The 14,670-nt window shown below is 74.5% G+C and carries 17 protein-coding genes; 13 read left to right on the forward strand and 4 right to left on the reverse strand.

What is annotated here, in order from left to right; genetic code table 11:
- The first annotated feature begins 23 nt into the window (after positions 1 to 23).
- Positions 24 to 1,013 carry a Wzz/FepE/Etk N-terminal domain-containing protein gene (locus ACGF07_RS29750; RefSeq protein WP_392903697.1) on the forward strand — a complete coding sequence of 330 codons (990 nt, stop codon included), beginning with the start codon at positions 24 to 26 and terminating at the stop codon, positions 1,011 to 1,013.
- Positions 1,010 to 2,170, forward strand: a complete 1,161-nt coding sequence (locus ACGF07_RS29755; RefSeq protein WP_392903700.1) for a GNAT family N-acetyltransferase — start codon at positions 1,010 to 1,012, stop codon at positions 2,168 to 2,170. Before ACGF07_RS29750 ends, ACGF07_RS29755 begins: the two co-directional genes overlap by 4 nt.
- A 39-nt stretch (positions 2,171 to 2,209) precedes the next feature.
- Here the strand turns inward: ACGF07_RS29755 and ACGF07_RS29760 are convergent, their stop codons facing one another.
- Positions 2,210 to 3,388, reverse strand: coding sequence for a glycoside hydrolase family 26 protein (locus tag ACGF07_RS29760; protein ID WP_392903702.1), 1,179 nt, complete (start codon positions 3,386 to 3,388; stop codon positions 2,210 to 2,212).
- A gap of 425 nt (positions 3,389 to 3,813) precedes the next feature.
- Between ACGF07_RS29760 and ACGF07_RS29765 the strand changes: the two genes are divergently transcribed.
- The 9 genes from ACGF07_RS29765 (at position 3,814) to ACGF07_RS29805 (ending at position 10,967) form a co-directional block, all read left to right on the forward strand.
- The gene (locus ACGF07_RS29765; RefSeq protein WP_392903705.1) at positions 3,814 to 4,803 is read left to right on the forward strand and encodes a hypothetical protein; all 990 of its coding nucleotides are present in this window, start codon (positions 3,814 to 3,816) and stop codon (positions 4,801 to 4,803) included.
- Between the two features lie 203 nt (positions 4,804 to 5,006).
- Positions 5,007 to 6,605, forward strand: coding sequence for a ribosomal protection-like ABC-F family protein (gene abc-f, locus ACGF07_RS29770; protein WP_350737745.1), 1,599 nt, complete (start codon positions 5,007 to 5,009; stop codon positions 6,603 to 6,605).
- 328 nt (positions 6,606 to 6,933) lie between these two features.
- Entirely contained in the window at positions 6,934 to 7,167 is a 234-nt protein-coding gene (locus ACGF07_RS29775; protein WP_030059940.1) for a helix-turn-helix domain-containing protein, read from the forward strand.
- Positions 7,168 to 7,400: 233 nt separating this feature from the next.
- On the forward strand, positions 7,401 to 8,207 hold the full coding sequence (locus ACGF07_RS29780) for an enoyl-CoA hydratase/isomerase family protein (protein WP_392903709.1): 807 nt from the start codon (positions 7,401 to 7,403) through the stop codon (positions 8,205 to 8,207).
- A gap of 224 nt (positions 8,208 to 8,431) precedes the next feature.
- Entirely contained in the window at positions 8,432 to 8,968 is a 537-nt protein-coding gene (locus tag ACGF07_RS29785; protein ID WP_350749758.1) for an Asp23/Gls24 family envelope stress response protein, read from the forward strand.
- 148 nt (positions 8,969 to 9,116) lie between these two features.
- The gene (locus ACGF07_RS29790; protein ID WP_350749761.1) at positions 9,117 to 9,308 is read left to right on the forward strand and encodes a hypothetical protein; all 192 of its coding nucleotides are present in this window, start codon (positions 9,117 to 9,119) and stop codon (positions 9,306 to 9,308) included.
- Positions 9,308 to 9,664 carry a hypothetical protein gene (locus tag ACGF07_RS29795; RefSeq protein ID WP_392903712.1) on the forward strand — a complete coding sequence of 119 codons (357 nt, stop codon included), beginning with the start codon at positions 9,308 to 9,310 and terminating at the stop codon, positions 9,662 to 9,664. The genes ACGF07_RS29790 and ACGF07_RS29795 overlap by 1 nt, the downstream gene beginning before the upstream one ends.
- Complete coding sequence (locus tag ACGF07_RS29800) at positions 9,661 to 10,317, forward strand: DUF6286 domain-containing protein (protein ID WP_392903715.1); 657 nt, start codon at positions 9,661 to 9,663, stop codon at positions 10,315 to 10,317. The genes ACGF07_RS29795 and ACGF07_RS29800 overlap by 4 nt, the downstream gene beginning before the upstream one ends.
- The gene (locus ACGF07_RS29805) at positions 10,314 to 10,967 is read left to right on the forward strand and encodes an alkaline shock response membrane anchor protein AmaP (protein ID WP_350749768.1); all 654 of its coding nucleotides are present in this window, start codon (positions 10,314 to 10,316) and stop codon (positions 10,965 to 10,967) included. The genes ACGF07_RS29800 and ACGF07_RS29805 overlap by 4 nt, the downstream gene beginning before the upstream one ends.
- A 51-nt stretch (positions 10,968 to 11,018) precedes the next feature.
- Here the strand turns inward: ACGF07_RS29805 and ACGF07_RS29810 are convergent, their stop codons facing one another.
- Positions 11,019 to 11,780, reverse strand: a complete 762-nt coding sequence (locus ACGF07_RS29810) for an SDR family oxidoreductase (RefSeq protein WP_350749771.1) — start codon at positions 11,778 to 11,780, stop codon at positions 11,019 to 11,021.
- 154 nt (positions 11,781 to 11,934) lie between these two features.
- On the opposite strand from ACGF07_RS29810, the gene ACGF07_RS29815 reads away from it, so the two are divergent.
- Both ACGF07_RS29815 and trxA read left to right on the forward strand, forming a co-directional pair.
- Positions 11,935 to 12,342, forward strand: coding sequence for a MerR family transcriptional regulator (locus tag ACGF07_RS29815; protein WP_350749777.1), 408 nt, complete (start codon positions 11,935 to 11,937; stop codon positions 12,340 to 12,342).
- Between the two features lie 3 nt (positions 12,343 to 12,345).
- Complete coding sequence (gene trxA, locus ACGF07_RS29820; RefSeq protein ID WP_350749774.1) at positions 12,346 to 12,678, forward strand: thioredoxin; 333 nt, start codon at positions 12,346 to 12,348, stop codon at positions 12,676 to 12,678.
- 48 nt (positions 12,679 to 12,726) lie between these two features.
- On the opposite strand, the gene ACGF07_RS29825 is transcribed toward trxA, so the two are convergent.
- Together ACGF07_RS29825 and ACGF07_RS29830 are read right to left on the reverse strand one after the other, a co-directional pair.
- A complete protein-coding gene (locus tag ACGF07_RS29825) occupies positions 12,727 to 13,530 on the reverse strand; it encodes an SURF1 family protein (RefSeq protein ID WP_392903720.1) in 804 nt (267 codons plus the stop codon).
- A gap of 31 nt (positions 13,531 to 13,561) precedes the next feature.
- Entirely contained in the window at positions 13,562 to 14,557 is a 996-nt protein-coding gene (locus ACGF07_RS29830) for a DEDDh family exonuclease (RefSeq protein WP_392903722.1), read from the reverse strand.
- Between the last annotated feature and the right edge of the window lie 113 nt (positions 14,558 to 14,670).

Raw genomic sequence — 14,670 nt, forward strand, 5'->3', positions numbered from 1 at the left:
CCCACACCCAAGGAGCCACACCCATGACCACACCGCGCCGAAGCGCCCGTCGCCTGGTCCGCCGCTGGTGGCCGGTGGTGCTCGCGGTGCCGCTGGGCGCCGCGGCCGGCGCCGGGTACGCCGTCGTCTCGCACCAGTCGTACTCGGCCACCGCCTACGTCCTCGTGGTGCCGCAGAACCCGGGGGAGGCGGGCACCGCGACCAACTTCGCCCAGGCCTACGGACGGCTGGCGGGCCAGCCGCAGGTCCTCGCGGTCGCGGCCGCCGAGACCGGCCGCACCCGGGCCGAGCTGGAGTCGCTGGTGGCGGGCACGACCTCCCCGGACGCCCCGATGATCGAGATCACCGGCACCGGGACCCGCGCCGACGAGGCCGCCCGGACGGCCGACGCGGTGGCCCGCTCGCTGGTCACCTTCGCCAACACCAGCAGCAAGGACACCAACGTCCGGCTGGTGACGCTGGCTTCGGCCTCCGAGCCGGACAAGCCGACCACGCCCTCCGCCGAGCTGGACGTCGCGGTGGGCGGCGCGGCCGGGGTGCTGCTCGGGTCGCTGGTGATGATGACCCGCCGCCGGGGCGGGGACGCCGCCGCGCCCGAGGCCGCCGAGGCCCCGTCGGCCCCGCCGGAGCCGTTGGCCGCGTCGGACCCGTCGGGCCCGCGGACCGCCGGGACGGCGGAAGCCGAGGCGGCCGGGGAAGCCGGGGCGGCCGAGGCGGCCGGGGCTCCGGCCACCCCCCGCCCGCGCCGCGGGACCGAGGCCGGCTCCAGGACCGCGGCCAGGACCGCCACCAGGACCGAGCCCAGGACCGCCACCAGGGCCGCGTCGTCCAAGGCCGACACCGGGACGGAGCCCGAGCGCGCCGCCACGACGGAGTCCAAGGCCGGCGCCGAGTCCGCGCCCGAGCCTGCGGCCGAGCCCGCGGCCGAGCCCGCGCCCGAGGCCGGGCGGAAGACCGCCGCCAAGCCCCCGGCGAAGGAGAAGGAGAAGGCGGCCACCGGGAGCAAGCGATGAGCACCGAGGCCCGCCCCGCCCGGCTGCCGGCCCAGGGGGCCGCGCCCGTCTGGACCACTGAGCTGCGCCGCGAGGACGACGCCCTGGACACCCTCGCCGAGGAGTGGGACGACCTGTTCGCCCGCTGCCGGACGGCCACGTCCTTCCAGGCCGCCGCCTGGCAGCGGTCCTGGTGGCGCCACTACGGCCGCCCGGGCGCCCTGCGGGTGGTGGCCGTCCGCCGGGACGGCCGGCTGGTCGGCGCGGGAGCCTTCATGCGGCGACCCGGTCCGTTCGGCGGCCTGACCGGTCTGGGGGCCGGGCTGGTCGACTACGGCGACGTCCTGCTCGACGACGAGTGCGCCGACCGGGCCGCCGCCGAGTTCGCCGCCGCCCTCCCGCTCACCCGGCCCTGGCACTGGCTGGAGCTGCGCGAGGTGCACCCCGAAGCGGCGGTGCAGCAGGTGTACGAGCACTGGCGCGGATCGCGCCGCCGCCACCCGGACTCGCTCTGCCAGTACCTCCCGGCCGTCCCGATGGAGCGGCTGCTCAAGCGGGTGCCCGGCAAGACCGCCCAGCGCAGCCGGGTGAAGCTGCGCAAGATCGCCGAGGCCGGGGTGCAGGTCAGCTCGGCACCGCCGGCCGAGGTGCCGGCCGCCCTGGAGGGGCTGCTGCGGCTGCACTTCCTGCAGTGGCAGGGCCGCGGCGTCACCCCGGAGCACCGGACGAAGCGTTTCGCCGACCACCTGACCGAGTCCACCACCGGGCTCGTCGCGACCGGCCGGGCGGCCGTCCACCGGTTCCACCTGGACGGCGAACTGGTCGCGGTGAACCTGCTGCTGCTCTGCCCGTCCTTCGGCGGCCTGTACCTCTACGGCGCCCACCCGGCGCTGCGCGAGCGGCTGGACATCGCCGGGCTGCTGTTCGGCGCGGCCCTGGACGAGACGATCGGGGCGGACATCCCGGTGCTCGGGCTGCTGCGCGGCCAGGAGCCGTACAAGCAGCGCTGGCGGCCGGACCGGCTGCACAACCAGCGGCTGCTGCTGGGACCGGCCGGCGTGGCCCCGGCGGCCGCCGTCCGGGCCGGGGCGGTGCAGGCGCGCCGGGCGGCGGCGGAGCTGCTGAGCAGCCGGTTCCCCCGGCTGAAGGAGTGGCTGCTGGCCCGCCGACACGGCTGAGCGGCGGCGGGCCGGCGGCGCACGGGCCTTCGCCGCCGGTCACCGCCGGGAGGGCGTCCCCGGCGCGGACGGGCTCGGTGGGGTCGGTGGTGCGGGCGGGGTCGGTACGGCCGGGCCGCTCGGCGCCACCGGCACGACGGGCACGACCGGGGCGGGCGGCGCCGTCGGCACCGCGCTCGGCGCCCCCTTCGAACCCGACATCAGCTGCTTGAAGACCGCGGCCGAGCGCGGGTTGCTCCGGCACTGGTAGAAGCCGTGCGGGCAGTAGTCGGTGACGGTCTGGTAGGCGGTGTCGTGGGTGCGCATCCAGTCGACCATCCGGCGGACGAACTCGGGGTTGTCCCCGTTGCGGAACAGCCCCCACTCCGGGTACGAGACCGGCTTGCCGCGCTTGGCCGCGAACTCGACCTGGTCCTGGAGGCCGTAGGGCTCGCGCACGTAGTCGTCGAAGGTGCTCCCGGCCGGCTGGTCGTAGCTGTCCGTGCCGATGATGTCGACCACGTCGTCACCGGGGTAGCACCTGGTCCACGCGATGGCGTCCAGCCCGCGGTTCGGGGTGAAGTCGAAGCGGAACCGCTGGCCGGGCACCGAGCGCATCACCCCGACGATCCGCCGCCAGTACGCCTTCCACGCGGTGGGGTCGGGCTTGCAGCGGTGGGTGTAGGTGACGCCGTTCATCTCCCAGCCGAGGGTGATGACGGTGTCCGAGCCGCCGAGGGCGACCAGACGGCGGGCGAGCCGCAGGAAGTGGCTGTCGAAGTCCCCGCGCGCGCCCTGGCCGAGCAGCTTGGCCACCGTGCCGTCCGGCACGTTCGCCTCGTTGGGCACCAGCATCGGCACGCCGAGCACGAGCATCCGGGACGGGTCGGCGAGCCGCCACTGCGACCACATGCCGAGCACCACCGGCTCGCCCTCGATGTCGGCCCAGCCGTTGCCCGCCAGGTAGGTGTGGCCGACCTGCATGTTCGCGTCGCCCAGCCAGCGGGCGTACTGGCCGATCTGCGGGATGTAGGTGTCCCAGGAGCCGACGAAGGCACCGAACGGCGGCTCGTGCGGCGGCCGCTGGACCGGCGGGCGGGGGGCGGCGCCGCGCGGTTCGAAGGCGTCCGAGGAGAGGCTGTGCCGCTCCGTCTGGCTGAGCGGCGTCCCGGCCGGGACGCTGGCGGTGGCCATCAGCAGCAGAGCGGCGGCGGCCAGCGTCAGACGGCCGATGCGCATGGTCTCTCCTCCGGGCGTCGCGAGCGGGGGCGGACGGGCGCGGCCACGGAGGGTGGCGCCACGCTCGCCGACAGTAGGACCGTCGGCGGGCGGTGCAGGCGAATGTCACCCTAAAGTGGGCGATATTCGAACGCCGTCTGCCGCAAGACCCCGACCGGAGGCGTCCGTGTATCAGCTCTGTAACGTTCCGAACGGGCCTGCGGGGCCTACCGCGGAGCGCCGCGCCGCCCCGTCCGGGAGCCGACGACGCAGGTGGGCGGGCGGGCGCACCGGCCCGGCGCACGCCGGCGGGCGCACGGCCGACACCACGTGCGAGCGGCGTTTCCCGGCTGACTCGCCCGCCCGGTGACAGGTACGCTCCGGCCGTGTCCTGGAAGCCGCCGCGTGTTCTCACCCCCCGGTCAGTCCTGCCTGCCCTGGCGGTGATGCTGGTCCTTGCGGCCGGTGCGGCGGCGCACGCGAACAAGCCGGTGCCGTTCGGCGACCGGGTGGCGGGGCCGGGCGACGCCGAGGCGACCCCGGTGAACTCGCAGTCGGTCGACTCGGCCGACCTGGACCTCAAGGTGGTCGGCCCCGCGCTGGAGGCGTACCACAAGGCGACCGGGGAGCGGGCCTGGTCCTACCGGCGCGAGGGCGCCGAGGCGCTCTCCGTGGCGATGGCCGGCGACAACGCCATCGTGGTCTGGGACGACGGCCTGGTCACCTCGGTGCGTCCGGGCGACCACGAGGTGCGCTGGCACCGCGCGGTGCCCGGCCTCGCGGACTACCTGCGCGCCGCCGGCGAGCCCGGGGCCGACAAGCGCACCGAGGCGCAGCGCAAGCAGACGGCCACCCAGCGGGCCGCCGCCGCGCTGCACACCGTCCAGCGGGCGGGCTCGCCCTGGCTGGCCGTGGTGACCCCGAACCTGACCATGGGCCTGCGCGACGTCGACGGTGACCTGCGCTACAACGACCGCCCCGCCAACGGCTGCCTCTACGACCCGCTGCGCACCGTCCACACCGACTACGCGGTGCTCATCCCGCGCAGTTGCACCAACGGCAGCGGGGTGGCCGTCTCCGGCGGCATCACCGGCTACCGGCTCGACAGCAACGGCTGGGCGATGAGCACCGGGCCGACCGCGACGATCAAGGTGCTGGACGCCAGCCGGGTGGAGATCACCGACGGCCCGATCGTCCCGCCCCGGGTGTTCGACACCAAGGCCGCCGCGCCCGAGACGGCCTGCGGCGCCGTGGACGCGCCGTTCGCCGCCGTCCGCCCGCAGGACGGCTGCGCGGACCCGTCGGCGCAGTCGAACCCGAACCCGACGGCGGACGTGCCCGCCGCCACGGACGCGCCCGCCGCCACGGGCGACCCGGCGGCCCCGGCCGGCCCGGCGGCTCCCGCGACCGACCAGCCGGACCCGGCGCAGCCGTAGCGGAGGGTGCTTCCGGTACCCCCGGGCGGTAACCCGGGGAGTTCCGCACGGCCCGGTAGACTGGCCGTCATGGCTATCTTCTCCGGGCAATAGCGGGCGGCGGCGCCCCACCTTCCACCGCGCCGACCGCCGATGAAGCCCTCTTCCCGCTGCCCGGGCCCGTACCCGGCCGCCCGCCCACGTCCCAGGAGTAGTGCCCAGCCATGATTTCCGCCAACGCCCTCGAGCTGCGTGCCGGTGCCCGGATCCTCATCGAGTCCGCGAGCTTCAAGGTCGCCGCCGGTGACCGGATCGGTCTGGTCGGGCGCAACGGCGCCGGGAAGACCACGCTCACCAAGGTGCTGGCCGGCGAGGGCCTGCCGGCCGCCGGTACGGTCACCCGTTCGGGCGAGGTGGGCTACCTCCCGCAGGACCCGCGCACCGGTGACCTGGACGTCCTCGCCAAGGACCGCATCCTCTCCGCGCGCGGTCTCGACACCGTGCTGAAGAAGATGCGCGAGAACGAGGACCGGATGGCCAACGGCAAGGGCGCCACCCGGGACAACGCGATGAAGAAGTACGCCCGGCTGGAGACCGAGTTCCTGACCAAGGGCGGGTACGCCGCCGAGGCGGAGGCCGCCACCATCGCCGCCGCGCTGGGCCTGCCGGACCGCATCCTCGGCCAGCCGCTGCACACCCTCTCCGGTGGTCAGCGCCGCCGCGTCGAGCTGGCCCGGATCCTGTTCTCGGACTCCGACGTGCTGCTGCTGGACGAGCCCACCAACCACCTGGACGCCGACTCGATCGCCTGGCTGCGGGACTTCCTGAAGACCTACAAGGGCGGCTTCATCGTCATCTCGCACGACGTCGACCTGGTCGAGACGGTCGTCAACAAGGTCTTCTACCTGGACGCCAACCGCTCCTGCATCGACGTCTACAACATGGGCTGGAAGCAGTACCAGCAGCAGCGCGAGGACGACGAGAAGCGCCGCAAGCGCGAGCGGGCCAACGCCGAGAAGAAGGCCGCGACGCTGAACGCGCAGGCCGACAAGATGCGCGCCAAGGCGACCAAGACGGTGGCCGCGCAGAACATGGCCCGCCGCGCCGAGAAGCTGCTCTCCGGGCTGGAGCAGGTGCGCCAGAGCGACAAGGTCGCCAAGCTGCGCTTCCCGGACCCGGCCCCCTGCGGCAAGACCCCGCTGACCGCGAGCGACCTGTCCAAGTCCTACGGCTCGCTGGAGATCTTCACCGGCGTCGACCTGGCGATCGACCGCGGCTCCCGGGTCGTGGTGCTCGGCCTCAACGGCGCGGGCAAGACCACCCTGCTGCGGATGCTGGCCGGGGTGGAGGCGCCGGACACCGGCGAGGTGATCCCGGGCCACGGTCTGAAGATCGGCTACTACGCCCAGGAGCACGAGACGCTGGACCCGGACCGCACCGTCCTGGAGAACATGCGCTCGGCCGCGCCGGACACCGACCTGGTGCAGATCCGCAAGATCCTCGGGTCCTTCCTGTTCTCCGGCGACGACGTGGACAAGCCGGCGGGGGTGCTCTCCGGCGGTGAGAAGACCCGTCTGGCGCTGGCCACCCTGGTGGTCTCCTCCGCCAACGTCCTGCTGCTGGACGAGCCCACCAACAACCTCGACCCGGCCAGCCGCGAGGAGATCCTCGGGGCGTTGCGCGAGTTCAGCGGTGCGGTCGTGCTGGTCACCCACGACGAGGGGGCGGTGGACGCGCTCCAGCCGGAGCGCATCATCCTGCTGCCGGACGGGGTGGAGGACCTCTGGAGCCCGGCCTACGCCGACCTGGTCTCGCTGGCCTGACCGGAAGTAGACGCCGCATCCGCTTTTCGGACCAGAAAATCTAGTCCCCACGGCGTGTCCGGGAATGAAGTAGACCCGGATTCCGTTTGAGGACTTCCCGTCGGGCCGCCATTCGATCGTGGTCCGGCCGACCGCTGCTGATCAGCCCTTTCACGGCGAACGGCGGAATTCCCTCGGGGGCGTGCACTCTGCGTGAGCGCCCTGATGCGCTCGGATCACCACCGCAGGACCACGCATTTGCGACATCGACCTTGTCGAATGGGTGGCCAGGACGCGGTGGATGGGTGATCATGGGAATCTGACCGAGCAACGCTACGAGGAGGCACGGGTGGCCGAGACTCTGAAAAAGGGCAGCCGGGTGACCGGTGCCGCGCGTGAGAAGCTCGCGGCCGATCTCAAGAAGAAGTACGACTCCGGGGCGAGCATTCGCGCTCTCGCGGAGGAGACCGGTCGTTCGTACGGCTTCGTGCACCGGATGCTGAGCGAGTCCGGAGTGATCCTCCGGGGCCGCGGTGGTGCCACGCGGGGCAAGAACAAGGCGACTGCTGGGGCTGGTTCCTGACGGTCCGTCAGCACATGGCTGGATGACGCGGCGGCACGGCGCCGACCGAGGAGACGACGGCTGGCCCCAGCCGGGCGTCCGCCCTCGGGTCGAGCGGACCGGCCGCCGATCGTCATGTCCGGGCCCCGGGCGCCGCCCCTCGTTCCGATCTCCGCGGGCCCGCACCCTGCCCGTCCGCGCCCAGGTTTGTTACTCTCCGGTAGCCACGTCCCTCGCCACCGGAGGTCCCCCGCATGACCGCTCCCGCCACCGACCCGCAGGCCCCGAGCTGGGAGCGGGACGGCGTCCGCCTGGAGATCGACGGCGAGCTCGCCGTCGTCACCCTCTGTCAGCCCAAGCGGCGCAACGCCCAGTCCCCGGCGCTCTGGCGCGCCCTCGCCGCCGCCGGGCGCGAACTGCCCGGCAGCGTCCGGGTGGTGCTGCTGCGCGCGGAGGGCGTCTCCTTCTCCGCCGGGCTGGACCGGGCCATGTTCACCCCCGAGGGCATCCCCGGCGAGCCCACCTTCCTCCAGCTCGCGGGCTCCGAGGACAAGGAACTCGACGACACCATCGCCTCCTACCAGGAGGCCTTCACCTGGTGGCGCCGCGCCGACCTGGTCTCCATCGCGGCCGTCCAGGGCCACGCCGTGGGCGCGGGCTTCCAGCTCGCCCTCGGCTGCGACCTGCGGGTGGTCGCCGACGACGTGCAGTTCGCGATGAAGGAGACCTCGCTCGGCCTGGTCCCCGACCTGGCCGGGACCAAGCCGCTGGTCGAACTCGTCGGCTACGCCCGGGCGCTGGAGATCTGCGCGACCGGCCGCTGGGTCGGCGCGGAGGAGGCCGCCGCGATCGGACTGGCCAACCTGGCCGTCCCCGGTGCGGAGCTGGACGCCGCCGCCCGCGACCTCGCCGCCGCCCTGCTGGCCGCTCCGCGGGGCGCGGTGATCGAGACCAAGGCGCTGCTCCAGGGGGCCGCCGGGCGGTCCTTCGACGAGCAGCGCTCCGCCGAACGGGCGGCGCAGGCGCGCCGGCTGCGGGAACTGGCGGGAATCGGCGACTGAGGTCGTCGTACTCTCACGCGAGGCCCGGCCCCGGGAGCACCCGGGGCCGGGCCTCCGGCGTTCCCCGGGGGCGTTCGCGGCGCTTCCGGTGCGCTTCCGTGCGGCTTCCCGTGTGCTTCCGGCAGGCGTTCGGCGGGCTTTCGGCGGGCGGGGAACGTGGCGAAATGTCAGAGTTGGTGAGGTTTGCGATATAGCTGGAGCCGTACGACGGGAGATGCGCCCCCATGCCTGACACTCCGACGCCCGCGACCCTGCACAAGAACCCCGGCGGCACCCACACCCCCGGCCCGCCCGGTGCCAGACCCGGCCCCGGGCCGGGCGGCGGCGGGGAGGGCGGCCGGTCGACCGGCGAGCGCGGCCGGACGGCGCTGGCCGTCGGGGTGGTCGAGAAGATCGCCGGGATGGCGGCCCGGGAGATCTCCGGCATCCACGCCCTGGGCTCCGGGCTGGCGCGCACCTTCGGGGCCATGCGGGACCGGGTGCCCGGTGGGAAGTCCAGCGTCGGGCGCGGGATCAAGGCCGAGGTCGGCGAGAAGCAGACGGCGATCGACATCGCCCTGGTGGTCGAGTACGGCGTGGTGATCCCCGATCTCGCGCGGCAGGTGCGGGAGAACATCATCGGCGCGGTGGAGCGGATGACCGGGCTGGAGGTCGTCGAGGTGAACATCGCCGTCAACGACGTCCACCTTCCGGACGAACCGGAGTTCGAGGAGGAAGAGGAGCCGGTGGCAGCACCGGGGCAGCGGCCCAGGCTCAAGTAGGCCGGATCCGGGGAGGCCGGAACCCGGGAGGCCCGAGCCCAGCAGGCCCGGGGCCCGAAGGCCCGAGGTCGGGCGGCTCCGCGGCCGGCGGGCCTCGGCCGCGGCGTTCGGGGTACGCGAGGGCGTGACGGAGACGAGGGAGTAGCGGATGAACCTGGCCATGGTCGGCCTCGTGGTGGGCATGGCCCTCGGCTTCGCCGGGTACTTCGGCGGGTTCGCGGCGTTCCTGCTGGTGGCGGCGCTGGGGCTGGTCGGCTTCGTGGTCGGGCGGCTGCTGGAGGGCGACATCGAGCTGGGCGACCTCGGGGACCTGCTCCGCGGTCGGGACCGGCGGCGCTGATGGCGGCCCCGGATGCCGCGACCGCCCGCGCCGCCGTCGTCCCGGCCCGGCGGGGGCGGTTGCGGGTCGCGGACCGCGTCTACGCGCGGATCGCCGACCAGGCCGTGCGCGAGGTGCTCGCCGGGGTGTGGGCCGGCAGGTCGACGACGGGCGCGCCGCCGCGGGTGTCGGTGGCCGTGCCGGGCAGCACGGTGACCGTTCGGGTGACCGTCGAGCTGCCGTTCCCCGCGGACCTCGCGGGGCTCGCCGCCGCACTGCGGGAGCGGGTGGGCGACCGGGTGGCGGCGCTGACCGGGAGCAGGGTGTCCGACGTGGTCGTCGTGGTCGAGAAGTTGGTCGCCGGGGGAGCGTGGTGAGCGAGGAGGGGGCGGGGGAGCCGTCGCCGGCCGCGGGGAGGACCCGGCGGCTGCGGGCGACCCGGGCCGGGGCGGCCGCGGTGGTCGCCACGGTGGTGCTGGTGGTGGCGGGGGCGCTGCTGTACGACGTGATCGCGGTGCGGGCCGGGCAGCCGGCCAGGCGGTGGCGGTCGCAGATCGCGGACGAGCTGGCGACCCGTCACCTCGACGACCTGTGGGTCCTGGTGGGTGCGGGCGTCGCGACGCTGCTGGGCGGGTGGCTGCTCTGGCTGGCGATCGCGCCCGGGCTGCGGCGCTGGTTGCTGCTGCGACCGTACGGCGGGACGACGGCGGCCATCGACAAGGGCGGGATCGGGCACCTGTTGGCGGACCGGGCGGCCGGGCTGGACGGCATCGACCGCCTGAGGATCCGGGTGGGGCGCCGGCGGATCAGGGTGGCGGTGGGCGGCCCCGCCGATCCGGCGTCGGTGCAGCGGCAACTGCGGGAGGAACTGGAGCGGGTGGGGTTGGCGCGGCCGCTGCGGCTGGACGTCCGGACGGCGGGGCGGCGGGAGGCCGACTCGGGGACCGACGGACCGGGCGGGGCGGCCGGGGCCGAGGGAATCGGCGGGGCCGGCGGGTCCGGCGGGGCGGGAGAGGGAGCAACGGGGTGAGCAGGGCGGTCGTCAACCGGGTGCTGTTGGGCGTGGCGGGGGCGGTGCTGCTGGTGGTCGGGGTGCTGGTGCTGGCCGGCGGGCTGGACCTGTACCGGCGGTTGGGAGTCGATCCGCCGAGCTGGTGGCCGCTCACCTCGCCGGACCAGCCGGTGGTCAGCGGGCGGTCGCGGGAGCGGTGGGCGGGGTCGTCCTGGTGGTGGCCGACCGTGATCGGTGGGCTGTCGGTGCTGGTGGCGGCCATGGCGTGGTGGCTGGTGGCGCAACTGCGGCGGACCGGGCTGTCGAGCATCGCGGTGCCCACGCCCGGGGTCGGCGGCCTGCGGCTGCGGGTGAGCGCCAGGGGTCTGGAGGAGGCGCTGGAGGACGGCACAGTGGTGCTGCCGGAGGTCGAGCGGGTGGGCGTGCGGCTGGTGCGGGCGCCGCGGCACCCGCGGGTGCGCGGGGCCGTCCGGCTGACCCCGGGCGGGGATCCGGTCGGGCTGGTGGAGCACTTCGAGGACGGGCCCCGGGCGGACGCCGTGCGGAGTCTGGGGCTGGCGGAGCTGCCGGCCGACCTGCGGATCCGGGTGATGCAGGAGGCCCCCGTCGATCGTGGGCGCCGGCGTCGTGGGCGCCGGGACCGGCGGGGGCGTCCGCGGGTGGTGTGAGGGGCGAGCGGGCTCGCGGCGGCGGACCGCCGGGCTCCGGGAGACGGTCCGTCAGAGGGAGCGGAGGGCGCCGCCGTCGACGGGGACCATGATGCCGGTCAGGTAGGACGCGGCGGGAGAGAGCAGGAAGGCGGCGACCTTGCCGAACTCCTCGGGGGTGCCGTAGCGGCCGAGCGGGATGCCGGCGCTGTGCTGGGCGCGGGCGGCCACCGGGTCGGGGGCGAGGGAGTCGAGCTCGCGGACCCGGTCGGTGTCGATCCGGGCGGGCAGCAGGCCGAGCACCCGGATGCCGCGGGGCCCGAGCTCGTCGGCGAGGCTCTTGGCGGCCATGGCGAGGCCGGGGCGCAGGCCGTTGGAGATCCCCAGGCCGGCGATCGGCTGGCGGACCGAGCTGGAGAGCACGAAGCCGATCACGCCGCCGTCGTGGAGGGCGGCGGCAGCGGTGCGGGCGATCCGCAGGGCGCCGAGGAAGACGGATTCGAAGGCGTCGCGCCAGGCGGACTCGGGGGTGGTCTCGACCGGGCCGGACGGCGGACCGCCGACGCTGATCAGGACGCCGTCGAGCCGGCCGAAGCGGTCGCGGGCCTCGGCGACCAGGCGCTCGGCGGTGTCGGGGGCGGCGTTGTCGGCGACCAGACCGTGGGCGGTGCCGAGGGTGTTCAGCTCGGTGACGGCGGCGTCGACGGCGTCCTGGGTGCGGCCGCTGATGAGGACGCGGGCGCCGTCGGCGGCGAGTTCGCGGGCGGCGGCGAGGCCGAGGCCCCGGGTGGCGCCGGTGACGATGTAGGCCTTGTCCTTGAGTCCTAGATCCATGGGGGACATCTTGCCCGGTGGCGGGGGTGTCGGCAGCGGGGTGGGGGCGGCAGGGGGGACGGGGCGGCGGCGGGAGTGGCCGCCCGGGGGCTGGCGTTGACGTGTGCGGCAAGGTCTACGGTCGGTGGCGGCTGTACGGAAGGAGTGGTCCGGCGTGCGGATCGGGGAGTTGGCGGAGCGGGCGGGGACGACCACGCGGGCGCTGCGGTACTACGAGCAGTTGGGTCTGTTGCCGGCCCGGCGGGCGGGCAACGGGTACCGGGCGTACGACGAGGGGGACCTGCGGCTGCTGCGGGAGATCCGGATGCTGCAGGACTTCGGGTTCGGGCTGGAGGAGACCCGGCCGTTCGTGGAGTGCCTGCGGGCGGGCCACCCGGAGGGGGACTCGTGTCCGGCCTCGCTGGAGGTGTACCGGCGCAAGCTCGCCGAGCTGGACGAGTGCATCGCGAGGTTGCAGGACGTCCGGCGGCAGGTGGCCGGGCAGTTCGAGCGGGCGGTGCGGGCGCGGGACGAACTCGCGGCTTCCGAGCAGCCGCCGATGTGTGAACTGGCGAAGGAGTAGACGATGGTGGACATCGCGGGTGTGCCGGCGGTCACGGACGAGACGTTCGAGGCCGAGGTGCTGGCGGCGCAGGGCCCGGTGCTGGTGGACTTCACGGCGGACTGGTGCCCGCCGTGCCGGATGATGGCGCCGGTGCTGGCGGACATCGCGCGGGAGGAGGCGCACCGGCTGCGGGTGGTGAGCGTGGACGTGGACCGCAATCCGCGGACGCAGGCGGCGTACGGGGTGCTGTCGATGCCGACGCTGATGGTGTTCCGGGACGGGCAGCCGGTGCGGTCGGTGGTGGGGGCGCGGGCGAAGGCGCGGCTGCTGCGGGAGTTGGACGACGTGCTGTAGCCGGACTCGAACCCGCGCCTGCGGGGCGGCGACCTGCTGGAGCCGGCCCTAGGCCGGGAGGGCGTCGAGGGCGGCCTCGGGTTCGGCGGCCCGCTTGGCGCGGTCCTTGGCCTCGCGGCGGATCAGGACCCAGACGCCGACCGGGATCATCGCGGTGAACAGCCACCACTGGATGGCGTAGGCCATGTGGGGGCCGATGTCGGAGTGGTTGGGCTCGGGGATCAGCTGGGGCTGGTCGGCCGGGGCCGGGGTGGTGGCGGTGAGTTCGAGGTAGCCGCCGAGGAGGGTGGTGCCGGTCTCCTTGGCCTGCTGTTCGGTGTTGATCAGGTTGAACTGGCGGGGCGGCAGGCCGGCCCGGTCCTTGACGAAGCCGCCGCTGCTGCCGGCGGTCTCGTCGGCGCGCAGCCGGCCGGTGAGGGTGACCTCGCCGGCCGGGGCGGCCGGGACGGGCGGATAGTCGAGGGCGCCGGTGCCGGAGGGGACCCAGCCGCGGTTGACCAGGACGGTGCCCTTGCCGTCGGAGAGCTTCAGCGGGGTGACGACGAAGTAGCCGATCGTGCCGTTGGAGTCGGTGCGCTTGCGGACCACGAACTCGTGTGCCGGGTCGTACTGCCCGGTGGCCGTCACGGCGCGCCAGGTGAGGTCCTTGGGCACGGTGGAGCCGGGGGCCGGCGACAGCGTGTCGAAGGGCTCGGGCGAGGCGGTGAGGGCCTTGCCGATCAGCTCGTTCCGGGCCACCCGCGCCTCGTGGCGGTGCAGCTGCCAGAAACCCAGCTTGATCGTCGCGGGGATCAGCAGCAGCGCGATCAGGATGGTGATCAGCCACTGCCGGGTCAGCAGAAAACGGTACACATGGGAACGGTACGCCGACCTCACAACGGGCTCACGCACCGGGGTGCGGGGCGACCTCGCGCAGCAGCTGGAGGAAGGCGTCCTCGCCGACCACCGGGGTGCCGACCTCGCGGGCCTTGCGGGCCTTGCCGCTCCAGCTGTTCGGCTCGTTGGTGACGAGCAGGCTGGTGAGGCGGCTCACCGAGGTCGCGATGTGCAGGCCCGCTTCGGCGGCGCGGTCCTCCAGCACCTCGCGGTCGGTGGCGGTGTCGCCGGTGAAGGCCACCCGCATGCCCTGGACCAGGGGCTTGCCGTCCTCCCAGCGCCCCGGGTTGGGGTACGGGCAGGGCGGCCGCTTCTTGGCCTGGCGGTACTGGGAGCCGGTCCAGCTCGCACGGCCGGGGGTGGCGGGTTCGTCCTCGCCGAGGTCGGTGACGGCGACGCAGTTCTGGAGGGGGAGCGGGACGCCGTGGTGGCGGGCGAGGTGGAGGCTGGGGCGGAAGGCCTCGGCGAGCACCCGGGCGTCGTCCAGGGCGTTGTGGGCGTGGCGCTGCTGGACGCCGAAGTGGGCGGCGAGCGAGGAGAGCTTGCCGTTGGGCAGGGGCAGTCGGAGGTCGCGGGAGAGGACCATGGTGCAGAGCCGCTGCTCGACCGGGGCGCGGCGGCCGGCCCGGGAGAACTCGCGGGAGATCATGTTCCAGTCGAAGAGCGCGTTGTGGGCGACCAGGACGCGGTGCTCCAGGCGCGCGGCGAACTCGTCGGCGATCTCGGGGAAGGTCGGGGCGGTGGAGAGCAGTTCGGCGGTGAGGCCGTGGATCCAGACCGGTCCCGGGTCCCGTTCGGGGTTGACCAGGGTGTACCAGTGGTCGGTGACGTCGCCGTCCGGGTCCAGCTGGTAGACGCCCGCCGAGATGACGCGGTCGGAGCGGCCGAGACCGGTGGTCTCGACGTCGACGACCGCGAAGCCCTCGGCGGGGGCGGCGGAGCGCTGGGCGGGGACCGGGGCGGTCCGCGGCGCACCGTACGTCTCGGGCTGGATCGGTTGCATGGTCCAACAGGATAAGGGGCGCGCCGGAGGGGCTCGGCCGGAATGTTGCGACCGCTAAGCCGGAATAGAGTGGTCGGCGGGGGTGTCGTACAGCTGGTCGAATCGTTTTCCGG

Source organism: Kitasatospora sp. NPDC048194, from assembly GCF_043202455.1.
GTDB lineage: Bacteria > Actinomycetota > Actinomycetes > Streptomycetales > Streptomycetaceae > Kitasatospora.

Excerpts from the sequence above, each read along its gene's own strand:
- ACGF07_RS29780 (WP_392903709.1), top strand. The coding sequence starts at position 7,401 with ATGACCGCTCCCGCCACCGACCCGCAGGCCCCGAGCTGGGAGCGGGAC.
- trxA (WP_350749774.1), top strand. The coding sequence starts at position 12,346 with ATGGTGGACATCGCGGGTGTGCCGGCGGTCACGGACGAGACGTTCGAG.
- ACGF07_RS29760 (WP_392903702.1), bottom strand. The coding sequence starts at position 3,388 with ATGCGCATCGGCCGTCTGACGCTGGCCGCCGCCGCTCTGCTGCTGATG.
- ACGF07_RS29785 (WP_350749758.1), top strand. The coding sequence starts at position 8,432 with ATGCCTGACACTCCGACGCCCGCGACCCTGCACAAGAACCCCGGCGGC.
- abc-f (WP_350737745.1), top strand. The coding sequence starts at position 5,007 with ATGATTTCCGCCAACGCCCTCGAGCTGCGTGCCGGTGCCCGGATCCTC.
- ACGF07_RS29795 (WP_392903712.1), top strand. The coding sequence starts at position 9,308 with ATGGCGGCCCCGGATGCCGCGACCGCCCGCGCCGCCGTCGTCCCGGCC.
- ACGF07_RS29810 (WP_350749771.1), bottom strand. The coding sequence starts at position 11,780 with ATGGATCTAGGACTCAAGGACAAGGCCTACATCGTCACCGGCGCCACC.
- ACGF07_RS29755 (WP_392903700.1), top strand. The coding sequence starts at position 1,010 with ATGAGCACCGAGGCCCGCCCCGCCCGGCTGCCGGCCCAGGGGGCCGCG.
- ACGF07_RS29830 (WP_392903722.1), bottom strand. The coding sequence starts at position 14,557 with ATGCAACCGATCCAGCCCGAGACGTACGGTGCGCCGCGGACCGCCCCG.
- ACGF07_RS29765 (WP_392903705.1), top strand. The coding sequence starts at position 3,814 with ATGCTGGTCCTTGCGGCCGGTGCGGCGGCGCACGCGAACAAGCCGGTG.
- ACGF07_RS29750 (WP_392903697.1), top strand. The coding sequence starts at position 24 with ATGACCACACCGCGCCGAAGCGCCCGTCGCCTGGTCCGCCGCTGGTGG.
- ACGF07_RS29790 (WP_350749761.1), top strand. The coding sequence starts at position 9,117 with ATGAACCTGGCCATGGTCGGCCTCGTGGTGGGCATGGCCCTCGGCTTC.